Source organism: Bhargavaea ginsengi (assembly GCF_900109165.1).
In the GTDB taxonomy this organism is placed as follows: domain Bacteria; phylum Bacillota; class Bacilli; order Bacillales_A; family Planococcaceae; genus Bhargavaea; species Bhargavaea ginsengi.
In genome coordinates this window covers 718,238-735,190 of record NZ_FNZF01000001.1, presented here as the reverse complement: position 1 = coordinate 735,190, position 16,953 = coordinate 718,238, and the positions used below count along the sequence as shown (strand labels likewise).

The following is a 16,953-nucleotide window of genomic DNA, read 5'->3' as shown; positions in this document are numbered from 1 at the left end:
AAACTCCCTTCAGATTTGCTGTTCTTGTGTTGCTTCAATCAGCTGCCGCACCCTCAGAATCATGTCGGTCATTACGGATTTTGCTTGTTCGGCATCGCCTGAGATCACCGCTTCATAAAGGTTTCGGTGCCGGTTCAGGATCTCGGTAGTCGGCTGTTCCTGCTGCAGTTCGGTGTGCTCGTTCAAGGAGGTGACCGTTTTTTCACGGCTCAGGATCAGGCCTTTGTGCAACAGTTTCAGCAAGCCCGCCATCAGCTGATTGTTAGTCGCCTCAATGATGCTCAAGTGGAAGTCATAGTCCGCCGCTGCCCAGGCCTTCGGATCGTCCAGTGTCTGTTCCAGGCGCTCGAAGCATGCGGTGATTTTGGCTTTCTCTTCTTCCGTCGCATTTTTGGCTGCCAGTGCAGCCGCATCGGGTTCCAGCCCCAATCTGACTTCAGTAAGGTCGAGTAGAAACTTTTCATTTCGCTGTTCGGACTCGCTCAGCCACGACATGACACTCAAGTCCCAGAGCTGCCATTCATTACGCGGAAGTACGACGGTGCCTGAGCGCTGATTGGCACGGATGATCTTCCGGGCAGCCAATCCCTGCAGCGCCTCCCGCATCACCGTCCGGCTCACTCCGTAATCCTCGCTGAGTTCCTCCACTTTGGGAAGACGCTCTCCCGGGGAGATGACTCCGTTCACGATGTCTTTTCCGATCGCATTGACGACTTCCTCGCTCCGACTTTTAACCCGCATCTTAATCACCTACAGTCTGTATAGTCGTAACCAGTATATCGCCTCCAAGAAGCAATCATGAATAAAATAATATTTACTATCTTTTCAGATAAATATTATTTAATCGTATGATAAGCGAGTTGGTCGTGGGGTGTCAATAGGAGAGTTGAAGTTTTTTGGGAAAAAGAAAAAACAGCGACGTGGCTGTTTTTCCTAACAGTGATTCGGTTTAAGCCCTCAACCCATCCAACAACGCCCTGAACACCATCCGCTGCTCATTCACAAGCGAAATCTTCCCGCGGTTCAGGCTCCAGTTGTACAGCACGCCGCGCATTCCGTGAATCAGCACCGTCACAATGTCATGGGCGGAGTAGCCAGCTTTGAATTCTCCCTTTTCAATTCCTTCCTGGCAGAGGCCAATCAGAATATCGTACAGCGGCCTATCGGGGTCGAGGAAGTACGAAGATCGTTCCGTGCTGAGTTCCTGTTCGTAGATTGTGCGGGTGACGTCCCAGCCGAGTTCGTCCTGGATATAGGTCATCTGGAGCTCGAGGAAGAGGATCAGCCGCTCCATGATGGATTGATCCGCGTCCAATCTAGGCACCAGATGCTCGACGTAGAACTGGTCGATCTGCTTGAACTGCTCGGCGAAGACTTCGTGTTTGCTCGTGAAGTGATTGTAGAAGGCGCCTTTTGAAGTGTTGGTCACTGCCACGATCTCGTCGACTGTGACATTGTTGAAGCCGCGTTCGTGGAAGAGGGCGATGGCAGTCTCAATGATCCTCCGCTTCGTTTCCTGACCGCGTTTCTGACGAAGATTCATATCATCTTACCTTTCAGAATATTGATAAAATGCGATTGACAAACAGACTGCGGTCTGTCATCTTATCTATAAAGACTACAGTCTGTTCATTATTCCTGTCGGAAGTGTTTTTGTAAAGTAACTTCAATAGAAATGTAAGCGTATTCAAAAAGGGGGAGAACTGATGTTACGTGCAGTCTCGCAACGATTCAAGGTGGGGGTCGAAAACTACCTGCCAAACGCATTTATCTTTGCCATCTTGCTGACGTTTTTGACTCTTATTCTCGGAATGACCGTCACGCAACAGTCTTTGTTTGAAATGACTGGGCATTGGTACGGCGGATTCTGGAATTTCCTTGCCTTTACCACGCAGATGATTCTAATTCTAATTACGGGTTATGCCCTTGTTAAGGCACCTCCCGTCGAGAAGCTCCTGATCCGGATGGCCTCCATCCCCAAAAACCAGAAATCAGCTGTACTCATTACAATTTTGGTTGCAGCTGCTGCCGGATATCTTAGCTGGGGCCTTGGCTTTGTGTTGGGAACCCTCTTCGCGATTGAAGTGGCGAAAAATGTGAAGACAGCCGACTTCCGTCTTCTGATTGCCGCAGCTTATACAGGGACTGTCGCAATACTGCCGGCGAGTATCACGGTCACGGCACCGCTCCTTGTCAACACACCTGGTCATTCACTGGAAGATAAGATTGGACTCATCCCGCTTTCGGAAACCATTTTTAGTCCGACCCTTCTTTTGACCGCTTTCCTGGGGCTTCTTATCGTCATGTATGCGTACTTGAAAATGATGCCTAAGCCGGATGAAGTTGTTCCTTTCGAGGGAGAAAGTGAGCAGTTTAAGAAGCCAGAGAAAGTAAACGCAGTCACCTTTGCCGAAAAAATGGACAACAGTCGTCTCATCAACTATATTCTCGTAGCCCTTGGGGTGATCTGGTTATTTCAGTACTTCTCGCAAAACGGCTTTAATCTGGAGCTGAATATCCTGAACTTCTTCTTTATCATCCTGGGGCTTGCGCTCCACGGTACTCCGATGAGTTATATCAATGCGATCACGTCAGGTATGCCCTCTGCTTCCGGTATCCTTCTGCAGTTTCCATTCTACGCGGGAATCATGGGAATGATGGCTGGTTCCGGATTGATCTCAGTCATTACCGAAGGCCTGGTTGCGATTTCCAATGAATATACCTTCCCGTTCCTATCCTTCCTTTCTGCGGCTATCGTCAACGTTTTTGTTCCTTCTGCAGGTGGGCAGTGGCAAATTCAGGGGCCTATTATGGTCGAGGCAGCCCAACAATTGGGGATCTCTGTTTCTTCCGCGGTCAATACAGTGACAATCGGGGACCTTGTCACCAATCTCATGCAGCCGTTCTTCGTCCTGCCGGCACTCGGTTTGTCTGGGCTGGGACTGAAGGATATTTGGGGGTATTGTCTTGTCTCTATGATTCTTCTCTTTATATTATCCGGCGTAATTGTAACAGTCGCACCTTTATTGTTCTGACCAGGTAAGGAGGACGGTCATGCTCACACATGGGAATCAGACCCTATATACATTGCTGCAAAAACAGACCAGGAGATATGGAGACAAGCCATTTCTGTTATTTGAAGATGAAGAGATCTCCTATCAGGACATGCTTGGAAGAGCTAATCGCACTGCCAGGTGGCTTTCATCAAAAGGAATCGGAAAGGGCCACACGGTCGCGGCATTCCTGTCCAATTCTCCTCTTTTTTACGATGTGTGGTATGCATGCGGGGCGCTCGGGGCAGTGATGCTCCCGGTTAATACGGCTTCCACTCCCTCTGAGCTGGAGTACTTCCTTGACCATTCGGAAAGCCGGGGATTCATTTTTGAAGAGCGGCTGGTCGGTGAAGGTCATCTGGAAGTGGCTGAAAAGATGGATCTGGCTTTTATCCAGGAGAGCGGAAGAAGCTTTGAAGAGGGACGGCACAGCATGACCGATGATGATGTGAAATGTCAGGCAAATGCTGCGGATACAGCGTGTATCATGTATACATCCGGCACAACGGCAAAGCCCAAAGGAGTTCTGATCACGCATGAGAACTATCTGTTTGCAGGTCATTCCTCAGTTCTCTATCAGCAGTTGACACCGGAAGACCGGTATCTGATCTTTCTACCGTTGTTTCATGCGAACTCCCAGTATTACACGTCAATGGCTGCCTTGGTCGCCGGCGGAACCATCATCCTGCAGGAGCGGTTCAGTTCTTCCGGTTTTTGGGATGCGGTCGACCGTTACAAGCCGACCGTATCCAGCCTCGTCGCTACAGTGATCAAAATGCTTCTTGAACGTCCTGAACATCCAAAGGAAAAGCGGCATTCCCTCAAGAGGGCGGGTTATGGACTGTTCGTCACTTATCCTGATCTGCAGAAATTCCGGGAGCGGTTTGGCATCCATCTGTATCAGTGGTTCGGTATGACGGAGTCCATCACGACCAATATCGTCACACCCATTTATGAAGAGATGGTCCGCGATCCGGAGACCGGCATTGTCCCAATCGGAAAGCCGGCGCTTGGACATGAGGTGAAAATTGCCGATCCTGATGGAGAAGAACTGCCTTTCGGGGAAACGGGAGAGATTCTGATCAAGAGCCCGTCACTGATGAAAGGATATTTAAAAAATCCCGAAGCGACGGCACAGACCCTTCAGAATGGCTGGCTGCACACCGGGGATAACGGCTATATGAATGAAGAGGGGTTCATCTGGTTTGTCGACCGAAACAAAGACATGATCAAGCGGGCTGGAGAAAACATCTCTTCGATTGAAGTGGAGAATGTGCTGTCCGATCACCCCTCAATCCAAGATTGTGCCGTAATCGGCGAGCCGGATGCTCTGCGTGAAGAGAAGGTCGTCGCCTACATCAAACTGTTTGACGGGGAACAGGTGACGGAAGGTGAATTGGAGAACTTCTGCAAAGAACGGCTCTCCTACTTTAAAGTGCCCCAGGAATTCCGGATCATTGACGACTTCCCAAGGACATCTATCGGGAAGATTCAAAAAAACTTATTGAGGGTGAAGGGGGAAGTGAAATGACAGCAACCGCACAAGGGGAGGTTATCTGGGCACCTTCCAAACAGAGAATTGAACAGACGGTCATGTGGGATTTCATAGCCTGGCTCAAGAAAGAAAAAGGTGTAGAAGTCAGCCAGTATCCGGAATTGTGGAAGTGGTCTGTGGATGAGCTGGAGGCGTTCTGGGAAAGCATCTGGGAATACACCGGTGTGGTCGGTGACCCATCCTATACGAATGTATTGGAAGGCAGCTCCATGATGGAGACCCGGTGGTTCCAGGGGGCGTCGCTGAACTTCACGGAAAACGTCTTCTCGAACCGGGAAGCGGACCGGCCTGCGCTTTATGCGCGCTCCGAATTTCTTCCGACCCGTTCGATCAGCTGGGGGGAGCTGGAGAAGCAGGTGGCGTCAGTCGCCAAGAACCTCCGGGACATGGGCGTGAAGCCGGGCGACCGGGTCGCGGCCTACCTGCCGAATATACCGGAAGCGGCGATCGGCTTCCTGGCAGCCGCAAGCATCGGTGCCGTCTGGTCAATATGCGCACCTGATTTCGGATCCGACAGCGTGGTCACCCGGTTCGGCCAGATCGAGCCCGTCGTCCTGATTGCGGTCGACGGCTATTCCTATAATGGAAAGACGTTTGACAGACGCGGTGACGTGGAGACCATCCGGAAGCAGCTGCAGACGGTCCAGCATACGATTTTCGTCCCGTATATCCAGGAAGACGTGCCAGAGGACTGCATGGCCTGGGAAAGCTTGCTGCAGGAAGATGTCCCGCTTGCTGCGGAGCGGCTCCCGTTCAGCCATCCGCTCTGGATCGTCTATTCGTCCGGGACTACGGGACTTCCGAAGCCGATTGTCCACAGCCACGGCGGAATCGTTCTGGAAACCAAGAAATTGATGACCATCCAGCATGACCTGGGGCCGGATGACGTCGTCTTCTGGTTTTCCTCAACCGGCTGGATCATGTGGAACCTGCTGGTCGGAAGCTGGCAGGCCGGCTCAACAATCGTCCTATATGACGGCAGCCCTTCGAATCCGGACATGAATGTCCTCTGGGAACTGGCGGAAGAAACCGGCATCACCTTCTTCGGTACGAGTGCGCCGTTTATCGCCAGCTCATCCAAAATGGGCGTCAGCCCGAAGGAGAAATACGATCTAAGTAAGCTGAAATCCGTTTTCTCCACAGGCGCACCGCTCACGGCAGAGAGTTACCGGTGGGTATATGACCATGTGAAATCTGATGTCTGGCTCGTATCAGTCAGCGGCGGAACGGATATCGCCGGGGGCTTCGTGGGTGGCGTCCCGATCGACCCGGTGCGCATCGGGGAAATCCAGGGACGGTCGCTGGGCGTGGCAGCAGAAGCGTTTGACGAACAAGGCTATTCCCTGACCGACGAAGTGGGCGAACTTGTCATCACGAAACCGATGCCAAGCATGCCGATCTACTTCTGGGGTGACCAGAACAACGAACGTTACCATGAAAGCTATTTCGACGACTACCCGGGCATCTGGAAACACGGCGACTGGATCAAAATCGATGGGGAAGGACGGTGCATCATCTACGGCCGCTCCGACTCCACGATCAACCGTTCCGGTGTCCGGATGGGGACGAGCGACCTGTACCGAATCATCGCAGGCGTGGATGACGTATTCGACAGCCTCGTCATCGACCTTGAGATGATCGGAAAAACGGCGTCACTGCTGCTGTTTGTTGTATTGAAAGAAGGCGCCCAACTCGACGAGAACCTGGCCGCCCAGATCAAAAAACAGATCCGAGAGGAACTCTCTCCGCGCTTCGTGCCGGACCAAATCTACGAAGTATCCGACATCCCGAAAACCCTGAACGGCAAAAAGCTGGAAGTGCCGATTCGGAAGCTTCTTCTCGGGTTTGAGCCCGAACGCGTGATTAATCCGGACTCCATGAGCAACCCGGAATCGCTGCCGTTCTTTATGGAGCTGGCGGGGGAATTAAAGGGGAAGAGTACAGAGAAGCTGTTTGGATAAGGAAAAGATGTCTCTAATTCGAAGACCGTCCGGAGGGAAGACTCTCCGGGCGGTCTTTGTGTACGGGATAGGAGTGGTTACCTTGGGAGGGTGAGTGGCTACCTGGATTGGATGTTTATGTATAAGGTACAAAGAAGACGACACCAGTGAAGTCCGGTGTCGTCTTCTTTGTATAGTAACGATTTGGTTTAGCCAATTACACCCATCAACCAAGGCGCCGCATAAAGAACCATGAACATCACCCCATAGTTGACGCCAAACCGGTGTAAGAGCCCTGAGATTAGTGCAACAAGCAGCACGCCGAAGATATTGACCCAGCCGGCGTCCATGAATGCGAGCATAACGACGAGTCCTGCAAAGAGTCCAATGAGTGCTTCGTGCGGAATACGCTTAAATACGAAGGCACAGATTTGGTTGGAGTATTTGATTGTCGCATAGAAGGTCAGGACAATGGCAACGGCCGATCCGATAACTGCGGCAATCATAATCTCACTCATCGACATGATATGGTGGAAGTTATTCTCGGGCGTCATGACAGGCGGTGCATTGAACAGTGCGTTTGCCGGTCCGATGGCCATTGGCGAAAGCGGAAGTCCGATTGCCAGAAGAGGGATCAGAGTACCGGAAATATAGGAAGCATTGGTCAGCCCGTCCATCGTCGAGATGGCTCTTGATGCGCGCTTGACCGGGTCTTTAATATGACGGGTCAGGGCCTCACCCAAGAAGATCGTCATCCCGACAGGTGTAAGGAAGAACGTCAGGGTCCCGAGGCCGGCACCTGCTGCGGATGTTCCGATTTCCTGTTTGGTCAGAATCTTGAACGGGTTAGGGAAACCTTTGTATTGCTGCTGGCGCTTGAACGTGATGTCCTTTTCTTTCTCGGTATACTCCTTGTCCCGAACGTCTTTGTTCATCAGTTCGAACAGTTTAAAGACGACCGGTCCGATGGTGATGCCAAGGAAGAAGGAAACAAAGACGGTTGTATCCGCCGGGACAATACCCGTCTCCCAGTACAGCTGCCGGAGCCCCTGAATCAGCAGGGCAAATGGCAGGATCATGAGCAGGGACAGGATTTTATTGCTCGCCATGAGTGCCAGGAAGACAGCTCCCAGGAAAAAGATCAATCCGGCATGCTTACTGATGGTTTCTGCGTAAGGAATAATGAGGCTGGCGACCAAGAGACTTAAAGGAAGGGATACCAGGGTCCCGATTACAGAGCCGGAAGCCATTTTTCTGATACTCACGTCAGGCAGACCATGTTCCTTTAAGACCATGGCGTGCTCAACCATAGGTGCAGCCATGACACCGCCCGGAATACCGGCGACAGCAACCGGAATGGAGTCGGTCAGCTTCTTTGCAACGATTGCCGAGAAGAAAAAGGCCAGTACGACATATGGCGAAACACCCAGCAAGATCATTGCCAGTGTGACCGGAGCCAGAACAGCTGTCTCGTCAGTACCGGGTGCAATCCCGATGAGCGTATAGAGAACAGCGCCCCCGACGCTGGCCAGGATCATAAGGAGAATAATCGTGAGATCCATCAGGATGCATCCTCCTCTTCGGCATGAACATTCCGTTTTGGCCGGATAAAGACACTGCAGGCAATAAATGCGATCACACCGCCGGCAAGGCCGAATACGAGCGGCATCGGCGGCTCATTCGGCGCGATGATATAGCCGCCTAGTGTACCGGTGATACATAAAACAATCGAAATCAGCAAATCCTTCAGATCCACCGAATCCCCCCAGACGTCGTAATAACGCCTTTCTTTTTCCATTAGAAATCCCCCTTCGATCAGTTGGAAATAAAGATGGATAATACATTGGCTTCTTTGTCGTCTTCCGTCGGCAAAAAGACATGCGGTCTGCTTCCGTCAAAGTAAGCAGTATCCCCTTCCCGCAATCTTGTCAGTTCCCCGTCATAGGAAAGGTCAATTTCTCCCTGCAGCACATAGACAAATTCGTGTTCAGAATGAGTGTAGGGCACAAGATCCCGATTTCCCGGCAACACCCGGACAAAAGTCGGCTGAATTTTGGTGTTACTGGATGATACGGCCAATGTCTGATAAAGATAACCCGCCTCTTCGCCGGCCTGGATTTCCTGCCGCTCACTCACTCTCGTAATGGACAGCGGCTTTGCATCTTCTTCCTGCAAAAGCCAGGACAGGGTTACACCCAGCGCATTCGCCAATTTTGAAAGAGTGGCGACAGCCGAACCGGTTTGTCCATGTTCAATTTTCGAGATCAGGCTTTTGGTTAGCCCGCATTGGTCGGCCAGCTGCTGCTGGGTCATGCCTCTGCCGAGCCGCAGGTTTCGTATTTTTTGTCCTGTAGTCTGTAGTGCCATAAACGTCACTCTTTCTTGCCGGCATGCAATTCTTTGAGGAGCTTTTTTGCCGTATCTATCCGGACGTCTTTCATTTCCACCATCTTGTTGGACAGCCAGTCGATCTGATCTTTCTCGGCACCGGCCTGAACTGCAATGTTTCTTGCGTGCAGGGCCATATGCCCGCGCTGAACACCTTCGGTAGCCAGAACTCGTATAGCCGCCATGTTCTGGGAGAGTCCGACTGCGGCGATGATCTGTGCGAGTTCCGAACTGCTTTCAACCCCCATCAGCTTCAGGGAGGCTTGTGCAGCAGGGTGGGTTTTGGTTGCGCCCCCGACAATACCGACCGCCATTGGAATCTCGATGGAGCCGGTGAGTACCCCGTCTTCGACATGCCATTCGGTAAGTGCACGGTACTGCCCGGAAAGGGAGGCGTAAGCATGAGCACCGGCCTCAATTGCGCGCCAGTCATTTCCGGTTGCGATAATGACGGGGTCGATCCCGTTCATGATGCCCTTGTTGTGGGTAGCGGCGCGGTAGGGGTCGATCACGGCAATTTCGTTGGCCTGTTCCATTCGCCGTGCGACTTCTTCACCGGAGAACTCATCAGTTTCCAGATGCTCAACCGGGATTCTTACTGTTGCTTTCGCAAGACGATAGGCTGCCAGATTGCTGAGAATCCGGAGAAGAACGCTACCGTTAGTTAATTGTTCAATCTTTGGTGTAAGACGCTCCGTCATCGTATTAACTGCGTTTGCTCCCATGGCATCCAGTACATCGACAATGAGATGGATGGCCAGAACAGGGTCTCCATTCCTCATATGAAGAACGCGCATTTCAATATCTTTGGCACCGCCGCCAAGAGAATGCAAGGTTTGATCATATGAATTAGCCATTTCCAAGAGCTCCTGTTTGCTTGCTTCAATCACTTCCCGAGCCTTCTCAGGATCCTCAAGGTTCAGCACGTGCATCTGCGCAATCATGATGGAACCGGTATAGGAAGTTTCAAACCCGCCGGATTTCCGCGCAATCCGAGCCATGTTGGAAGCCGCAGCAACAACGGACGGTTCTTCAACCGCCATCGGAATCAGAATCTCCTTGCCGTTGATGATAAAGTTGCTGGCGATTCCAAGCGGAAGCTCAAAATTGCCGATCACATTCTCGATCATCCGGTCGGCGATATCGATAGGCAATCCTTGCGGTTCTGTCAGGATGGCGAGTGTCTCCTCGTCCAGAACATTCATCTCTTTTAACTGTTCGATTCGCTCTTCAACACTCTTTTTATAAAACTGAGGCAGTCGCGAACTCGGTTTTGTCATCGAAATCACTCCTAGGTATAAAATAATATTCAACTTTGTTGAATGGGATTCAACTCAAGGGCAAAAAATAAAAGCGCTTTCATGAAGAATACTAACAATGTCGAAACTTGATGTCAATGAATTTTGAAAAATGGATTTTCAGTGATGAAGTTATGAATACATGCTAGTTAACACATTTGAATGACTAAAAAAGTCAGCAAGCAGAAACGTGATTCGGCGGGAGGGGGGAGCCTCGATGAGACCCAAAGAGCGCATCCCCACTCAACATGGTACGATAAAAGCGGGTGAGGAGAATGAATATAAAAAGTTATTGGATCACACCGTATCCTGCAATGAAAACTGTGATACAAAGTCATTTAAATAGCATGCCGGAAATGAATGTGGAGATCCGGGAAGGGAACCTTGGGGATGCCCTATCAGCACTTAAGGAAGCGGAAGTGGCAGGTGCGGATGTCATTGTGAGCCGCGGGGGAACAGCGAAACTGCTGAAGTCCCAGACTTCGATTCCAGTGATTGATATTCATATTTCCGGTTATGATGTGCTGCGGGCGGTGACCGTGGCGGAAGGCTATCCGGGCAAGAAGGCGATTGTCGGCTTCTCTAGTATTACAGGAGGGGCGCGGATAATCGTGGATCTTCTTGGCCTAGATATTGAGGTCCATACGCTGGAGCATGAATCGGAAGTGGCCGAACTGATCAGCCGGCTGAAAGAACAAGGGACCCGTCTTGTCATGGGGGATGTGGTGACGGTCAACACATCCACAACTTTGGGACTGGAAAGTATCCTGATCCAGTCTGGTGCGGAATCCATTATGGATGCTTATGAGCGGGCGAAAAATGTTCATGGGCTCCTTTCCGGAATGAAGCGGGAGTTGGCGATGCTTCAGTCGGCGTTAGCCGACCAGGCCGATGGAGTCGTCCTTCTGGATGAGAAGGGCAAGCAGATCTGGTCAGTAGGACAGGTGCCGGATTCCGCTTTTGGGGAGGGCCATCCCTTTGGAACATGGACATCCTCAAAAACTGTCCGGATGACAGAAACAGAGTCTGGACACATGAAAGTCACATCAAAACCGATACAAAGTCAAGTGGGGAGCGGAACGCTCTTATTGTTTGAGAGGCTCAATCCGAACCCGACACAGGCAGACTATCGGATTGTGGCTCATCCTCCGGTGATTGTTGCAGAAAGTATTGCCATGCAACAAGTGATGGCAGAAATTGATGAGCAAATCGGGAAAGGCCTTTGGCTGCTTCATGGAGAGCGCGGAACAGGAAGGTCGGCTTTGGCTGCTCATATTCATCACCTCCGTCAACAGGGAGAAGGGTTGCTGATGACAGTACCGGCAGGGGAAGCGGTCATTCCACATCATTTGGACCGGGACATCCGAACGGTTTATCTGACCGGGCTGGAAACATTGACTGCCGAAGAACATGCCCTATTGGCGGGAAGGGCCGATGAATGGCTGGGGAGCGGACTGACCGTTATCCTGGCTGCCGGACCTGGTTTCCGATTCCGCAGTGTGTATGGCGGAGCGGTCTGCCTCAACCTCCCGCCTCTGAGGGAAAGGAAGGAGGACATTCGTGCGCTGGCGGCATGGCATGTGTCCAGAATCCATCAGGATGAAGGGTCGCCGGTTGTCCGGATTGGGGAGGACGCTGCAGAGCGGCTTGCTTCTTATCCGTGGCCGGGCAACGGAATTGAACTGACCGATGTGATCCAGAAGGCTGTCCGCCAGGCAGAGGGCGCGGTGCTGAGTTCGGCAGGTGTGGAGAGTTGGATCAGTCCGCAATCGGAGTCTCAAAACATCCCTCCCGCGAACGTAATGGCCGGTACTCTTGAAGAGATCGAACGGAACATCATCGAGCAGGTGCTCCGGGAAGAAGAAGGAAACCAAACAAAAGCGGCAAAGCGTCTGGGAATTAACCGGACCACGCTATGGAGAAAGCTGAGACTCTAAAGAGTTTCAGCTTTTTTTTAATGATGAGTGTTGCTTATTGCAACCATTTAAATAAAATTATAATTAACTATGAATTTTTCGTTGCAATTTGCACTATGATTATCTAAGATGATTTTGCAAACGATTGCAAGCTATTGTGGATTGAGGATATAAAAGGGGGAAAAGAAATGAGGATCAAGGCAACGCTGGACCGGATTCCGGGCGGAATGATGGTTGTACCGCTCCTGCTCGCGGCAACGATCAACACATTGGCTCCGGATCTGCTCAGGATCGGGAACTTTACAGAGGCATTGTTTGTAGACGGCGCCTCCACTTTGATCGCACTGTTCCTGTTCTGTACCGGTGCACAGATTAACTTGCGTTCTTTTGGGGTTTCCGTCGGTAAAGGTGCGACGCTGCTTGCAACAAAATGGGTAGTCGGAGCGGCGGTCGGTCTCCTTGCTTACATGCTTGCGGATTCAAACGGACTCTGGCTCGGACTTGCACCGATTGCCATCATTGCTGCCATGACCAACAGCAACGGCGGGCTGTATATGGCGCTGGTCGGACAGTACGGAAACAAAGAAGACCGGGCGGCCTATTCGCTGCTCGCACTGAATGATGGACCGTTTTTCACAATGGTCGCACTGGCGATCTTCGGAACGATGGGCTTTGTTGACGGGATGTTCTCGTTCGTGTCGTTCGTGGCTGTTCTGCTGCCGATCCTGATCGGGATGATCCTCGGTAACCTGGATGAAGAAATGCGGGTGTTCCTGGATAAGGGAAGCTCGATGCTGATTCCGTTCTTTGCCTTTGCGCTCGGTATGGGAATCGACTTTAAAGCCATCATTGAAGGCGGCCTGACAGGGATTATTCTTGGCCTGCTGACGGTGTTCGTCACAGGAACTGCCGGTTATCTCATCTTTAAAGCGTTCAAGTGGAACCCGCTTGTGGGTGCGGCGGAAGGATCCACCGCAGGAAATGCGGTTGCCACACCGGCGGCAATTGCCGCTGCCAATGCCAGCTTTGCCCCGTTTGTGGAACTGGCTACGGTACAGGTTGCCGCCTCCGTGGTGACGACGGCTATTCTCTTGCCGCTTTACATGGGCTTCCTCGTCAAACGATTGGAGAAGAAAGGCTATCGCATTGAAGAGGGAGACCTCGTCAAAGCGGGAGGATAAGGAGTGTCATTGTTGAGGAACAAATTTGGAATCATTGCAGATGATCTGACCGGCGCGAATGACAGCGGTGTGCAGTTGGCCAAAAAAGGCCTGAGCTCAACGGTCCTCCTAAAGGAAGAAGCGGGGGAGACTCTTGCCGATGCCGTGATCTTGGATACCGACAGCCGCTCTGCTGCTCCCGAGGTTGCCTCTGAAAAAGTCAGCCAGGCTGCCCGTCTGTTGAAGAAGATGGGCGTCATACATTTCTATAAAAAGCTGGACTCTACAATGAGAGGGAATGTGCCCGAAGAATTGGCCGCCATGGAAGCCGTCTGCAAACCGGACATGATGGTCATCGCCCCCGCGTTTCCGAAACTAAACAGGATCACGCGGGACGGTAACCATTATGTGAACGGTCAGCTCATCACCGAAACGGAATTTGCCAAAGATCCGAAGACACCAGTCACGGAAGGGTATCTGCCGTCACTGTTCGAAAAGGCGGCTGGAGGCCGGATCACGCTATTACCGATGGATCAGGTGAGACAGGGACCACAGCGCATCGCAGGTTTTGCAGAAGAGGCTGCCTGCAAAGGGCAGAACTGGATTGTTTGCGATGCCGAAACCGATGAGGATCTGAGGGCCATTGCGGAAGGATTCGGTAAGCTGGAGTCTACGATAGTCTGGGCAGGTTCAGGCGGGCTGGCCGAACAGTTGCCGGACGCACTAAAGCTGACAACTGATCAACAGCAGGCTGCAAAAAAACCGGCTGCGGAAAAAGTGCTTGTCGTATCGGGAAGCCTTTCCGATGCGACCCGCCGTCAGCTGGAGGCATTGCGGCTGCAGCCGGATGTCCATATGATCGAAGCGGATCCCGCGGCATTTGTCCGGGGAGACGTCATGAAGGCAGATATGTACTGTCCCTCGGACAAGCATTTGGCGCTGTTCGTCGGATCGGGTGAAGACAAGCGTGAGTCTGCCTTGAAGGCAGGACAGGCGCTCGGGTTGGACAAGCAACAAATTGGGGAAAGAATAGCAGAAGGCCTGGGCCGGACGGCAGAAGAACTGATCCGGAAATACCCGGAAGTTGATGCGCTGATCCTGACCGGCGGAGACACGGCGAAAACCGTGTGCAGTCAGCTGGGGCTAGATCGGATGCAGCTTCTTGATGAAGTCGAACCGGGACTGCCGTTCGGGCGATTGTATGGAGCGGACAGTGAATACTGGGCTGTTACAAAAGCCGGCGGATTCGGCAACCCGTCGTCACTTGCGTGTGCCCTTCGCTTGGTAACAGGAAAGGATGAATAAAGTGAATTCAAAACCGATCATCGGAATCACAATGGGAGATGCAGCCGGAGTAGGTCCGGAAATCATCTTGAAAAGCCTTCAGCACTCGGAGATGCATGACATCTGCCGGCCGGTCATCATCGGTGACATGAGTATGCTGGAGCGCGCAAAAACGTTTGTTGGGAGCGAAGTTCCTGTTCGGGCCATCACAGAGGACGAGCTGACGGATTTGGCTGAAGATAGCGGAACGGTCTACTGCCTCGACCTGGATCTCCTGCCGGCAGACCTCCCGGTAGGGAAAGTCTCACCGGAAGCGGGCCATGCAGCGTTTGAATACCTGGCCACGGCGATCCGGCTTGCCATGGACGGGAAGATCTCTGCTATATGTACGGCACCGCTCAACAAGGAAGCCCTTCAAAAAGGCGGCCATCTGTACCCGGGCCACACTGAAATTCTTGCAGACCTGACCGGAACTGAGGAATACTCCATGATGCTGTCTGCCCCGAATCTCCGCGTCATCCACGTCACTACACACGTCGGCATTGTGGATGCCATTAAGATGATCAACCCGGAGCGGGTGTACCGGGTGATCCAATTGGCGCACGAAACCCTCCGGCGGTCGGGACTGGAAAACCCGAAAATCGCCGTCTGCGGAATTAACCCGCACGCCGGAGAAAACGGGCTCTTCGGCTACGGCGAAGAAGAGAAAGTCATTCCTGGTGTTGAACGCGCTCAGGAAGAAGGCATCGATGTGGTCGGCCCCCTTCCGGCAGACACGCTCTTCTTCCGGGCGGTCCGGGGCGACTTTGACATCGTCGTCGCCATGTACCACGACCAGGGGCATGGTCCGGTGAAAGTCCTCGGACTGGATGCAGGCGTCAATATCACAGTCGGTCTGCCGATTGTCCGGACGAGCGTCGATCACGGAACAGCTTTCGATATTGCAGGCACCGGTATTGCCGATGAGAAAAGCCTGATGGAAGCGATTCGCCAAGCGGTTGATTTGGCGCCAAAATCATAATCTGAGCCTTAGTAGACAGAGGCCTTTTCTCTGTCTGCTTTTTTTGTGTAGGACATATTGCTTTATCACAGGAGGTGTGCCACGTTTAAAGAATGGTTGCGGACGAATCAACTGATGGGGGGAGCAACTTGTCTAAAGTGAAACTTGACGTTGAGCGGATCAAACACCAATTGGAAACAGTTGCGAATCGATATAATAGCGGTGAAAAAGGATACACACGACTCGCTTTCTCAAAAGAAGAGGACCAGGTCATTGAGTGGGTTGCGCAGGAATTGGAGACCTATGGCGCCAGAGTGAGAACAGACAGCATAGGAAACTTGTATGGAACAATTGGACCCGATAATGCCCCGGTGATCGCCTTCGGATCCCATGTGGATACCGTGAAAAACGGGGGTCTTTTCGACGGAGCGCTGGGCGTCTTTGTAGGACTTGAGTGCATCCGGGTACTGAGAGATCAGATGGACAATGCGGAAGTAGCTTTTGAACTTGTTATCTTTAAAGGAGAGGAAGGAAATCCTCTGGGCGGCACATTCGGCAGCCGCGTCGTGACCGGCCAGGTGGACCCCGATGAGTTTGATGATTCCTTGTTGGAGTCTCTCGGTGTGACAAAAGAAGAGATCCGGCGTGCAGTCGGAACCTTGCCCGAGTACAAGGCATTCCTTGAGCTTCATATCGAGCAGGGTACTGTCCTTGAAGAGAATGACAATAAGACGGGAATCGTCACTAATATCGCAGGAATCTCCAGGTCACATATCAAAGTGCTGGGCACCCCGGGCCATTCAGGAACGATGCCGATGAACTCACGGGATGATGCACTCGTCCATGCCAGTGAAATTGTCCTTCATATCCATCAAGCGGTGAAGAAGTACACTGATGGGACTGTCGCTACCGTCGGACAACTGAATGTGATGCCCAATCTCGCTACCGTCATCCCGGGCGAAGTGGAACTCACATTCGAAGTCCGATCGGGAAATCAGGAAAGCATTGATTCGTTCGAAAAAGAAATTCTGGAATGGGTAAGGGCAAATTATCATGTGAAAATCATTCCGGGCGTAAAGAAAAAGGCGAGCAAGCTTTCGGAGAGTGTCAGAGGAGTTCTTAAAGAAGCGGCAAGTGAGCTTAATCTTCCCGTGATGGAACTGGTCAGTGGCGCCAATCATGACGCCAACACCCTTACCCATCACACAGAAGTCGGTATGCTCTTCGTCCCTAGCATCAAAGGAATCAGTCACAATCCGGAAGAAGACTCGGATTGGGCGTATATCGGAAATGCGGCGGAAATCATGCTGGAGGCTTTGTTGAAATATAAAAAGTGAGAAGTGACTAAAAAAGAGAGAG

Annotated in this window: 14 protein-coding genes; 8 read left to right on the top strand and 6 right to left on the bottom strand. The window is 51.9% G+C overall.

Going from position 1 to position 16,953, the window contains the following annotated elements:
• Window positions 1–9: 9 nt before the first annotated feature.
• Entirely contained in the window at window positions 10–741 is a 732-nt protein-coding gene (locus BMX91_RS03470; protein WP_143059342.1) for a FadR/GntR family transcriptional regulator, read from the bottom strand.
• 208 nt (window positions 742–949) lie between these two features.
• Window positions 950–1,543 carry a TetR/AcrR family transcriptional regulator gene (locus BMX91_RS03465; RefSeq protein WP_092049973.1) on the bottom strand — a complete coding sequence of 198 codons (594 nt, stop codon included), beginning with the start codon at window positions 1,541–1,543 and terminating at the stop codon, window positions 950–952.
• Window positions 1,544–1,706: 163 nt separating this feature from the next.
• Here BMX91_RS03465 and BMX91_RS03460 point away from each other — a divergent pair, with 163 nt between their 5' ends.
• The 3 genes from BMX91_RS03460 to BMX91_RS03450 are packed head-to-tail and all read left to right on the top strand — an operon-like array spanning window position 1,707 to window position 6,569.
• Window positions 1,707–3,035, top strand: a complete 1,329-nt coding sequence (locus BMX91_RS03460; RefSeq protein ID WP_092049971.1) for a short-chain fatty acid transporter — start codon at window positions 1,707–1,709, stop codon at window positions 3,033–3,035.
• Window positions 3,036–3,054: 19 nt separating this feature from the next.
• Entirely contained in the window at window positions 3,055–4,584 is a 1,530-nt protein-coding gene (locus BMX91_RS03455; protein WP_092049968.1) for a class I adenylate-forming enzyme family protein, read from the top strand.
• Window positions 4,581–6,569, top strand: coding sequence for an acetoacetate--CoA ligase (locus tag BMX91_RS03450; protein WP_092049966.1), 1,989 nt, complete (start codon window positions 4,581–4,583; stop codon window positions 6,567–6,569). The genes BMX91_RS03455 and BMX91_RS03450 overlap by 4 nt, the downstream gene beginning before the upstream one ends.
• Window positions 6,570–6,757: 188 nt before the next feature.
• On the opposite strand, the gene BMX91_RS03445 is transcribed toward BMX91_RS03450, so the two are convergent.
• The 4 genes from BMX91_RS03445 to BMX91_RS03430 are packed head-to-tail and all read right to left on the bottom strand — an operon-like array spanning window position 6,758 to window position 10,216.
• Window positions 6,758–8,110 carry a tripartite tricarboxylate transporter permease gene (locus tag BMX91_RS03445; protein ID WP_092049964.1) on the bottom strand — a complete coding sequence of 451 codons (1,353 nt, stop codon included), beginning with the start codon at window positions 8,108–8,110 and terminating at the stop codon, window positions 6,758–6,760.
• Window positions 8,110–8,346, bottom strand: a complete 237-nt coding sequence (locus BMX91_RS03440; RefSeq protein WP_092049962.1) for a hypothetical protein — start codon at window positions 8,344–8,346, stop codon at window positions 8,110–8,112. The genes BMX91_RS03445 and BMX91_RS03440 overlap by 1 nt, the downstream gene beginning before the upstream one ends.
• Before the next feature lie 17 nt (window positions 8,347–8,363).
• On the bottom strand, window positions 8,364–8,915 hold the full coding sequence (locus BMX91_RS03435; RefSeq protein ID WP_245744226.1) for a helix-turn-helix domain-containing protein: 552 nt from the start codon (window positions 8,913–8,915) through the stop codon (window positions 8,364–8,366).
• 5 nt (window positions 8,916–8,920) lie between these two features.
• Window positions 8,921–10,216 (bottom strand): hydroxymethylglutaryl-CoA reductase, degradative, encoded by a 1,296-nt coding sequence (locus BMX91_RS03430; protein WP_092049958.1) that lies wholly within the window; start codon window positions 10,214–10,216, stop codon window positions 8,921–8,923.
• Window positions 10,217–10,590: 374 nt separating this feature from the next.
• Between BMX91_RS03430 and BMX91_RS03425 the strand changes: the two genes are divergently transcribed.
• The 5 genes from BMX91_RS03425 to BMX91_RS03405 all read left to right on the top strand — a co-directional run bounded on the left by BMX91_RS03425 (window position 10,591) and on the right by BMX91_RS03405 (window position 16,931).
• On the top strand, window positions 10,591–12,171 hold the full coding sequence (locus BMX91_RS03425) for a sigma-54-dependent Fis family transcriptional regulator (protein ID WP_177168250.1): 1,581 nt from the start codon (window positions 10,591–10,593) through the stop codon (window positions 12,169–12,171).
• 167 nt (window positions 12,172–12,338) lie between these two features.
• Complete coding sequence (locus tag BMX91_RS03420; RefSeq protein ID WP_092049954.1) at window positions 12,339–13,331, top strand: 2-keto-3-deoxygluconate permease; 993 nt, start codon at window positions 12,339–12,341, stop codon at window positions 13,329–13,331.
• Between the two features lie 3 nt (window positions 13,332–13,334).
• Entirely contained in the window at window positions 13,335–14,615 is a 1,281-nt protein-coding gene (locus BMX91_RS03415; RefSeq protein WP_245744225.1) for a four-carbon acid sugar kinase family protein, read from the top strand.
• 31 nt (window positions 14,616–14,646) lie between these two features.
• On the top strand, window positions 14,647–15,615 hold the full coding sequence (pdxA, locus tag BMX91_RS03410) for a 4-hydroxythreonine-4-phosphate dehydrogenase PdxA (RefSeq protein ID WP_407640869.1): 969 nt from the start codon (window positions 14,647–14,649) through the stop codon (window positions 15,613–15,615).
• 137 nt (window positions 15,616–15,752) lie between these two features.
• Window positions 15,753–16,931, top strand: coding sequence for a hydantoinase/carbamoylase family amidase (locus BMX91_RS03405; protein WP_245744276.1), 1,179 nt, complete (start codon window positions 15,753–15,755; stop codon window positions 16,929–16,931).
• The last annotated feature ends 22 nt before the right edge of the window (window positions 16,932–16,953 follow it).